The sequence below is a fragment of the Staphylococcus sp. HMSC065D05 genome (assembly GCF_001813195.1).
GTDB classification, from domain to species: domain Bacteria; phylum Bacillota; class Bacilli; order Staphylococcales; family Staphylococcaceae; genus Staphylococcus; species Staphylococcus epidermidis.
In genome coordinates, this window is the sequence record NZ_KV811731.1 from 1 (window position 1) to 241 (window position 241).

The 241-nt window shown below is 31.5% G+C and carries 1 protein-coding gene; it reads left to right on the plus strand.

Annotated elements, in window-relative coordinates; genetic code table 11:
* Positions 1-241 (plus strand): recombinase family protein (locus HMPREF2897_RS02870; protein ID WP_141751277.1); only part of this gene is annotated, 241 nt, incomplete at both ends.

The following is a 241-nucleotide window of genomic DNA, read 5'->3' on the forward strand; positions in this document are numbered from 1 at the left end:
TAGATAATTTGAAAACATTTGGCGTAGAGAAAATATTTACAGAGAAACAATCGGGAAAGTCAGTAGAAAATAGACCCGTATTTCAAGAAGCACTTAACTTTGTGAGAATGGGCGATAGATTTGTAGTAGAATCGATTGATCGCTTAGGTCGTAATTATGATGAAGTGATTAACACAGTTAATTATTTAAAGGATAAAGAAGTTCAATTGATGATTACTAGTTTACCTATGATGAATGAAGT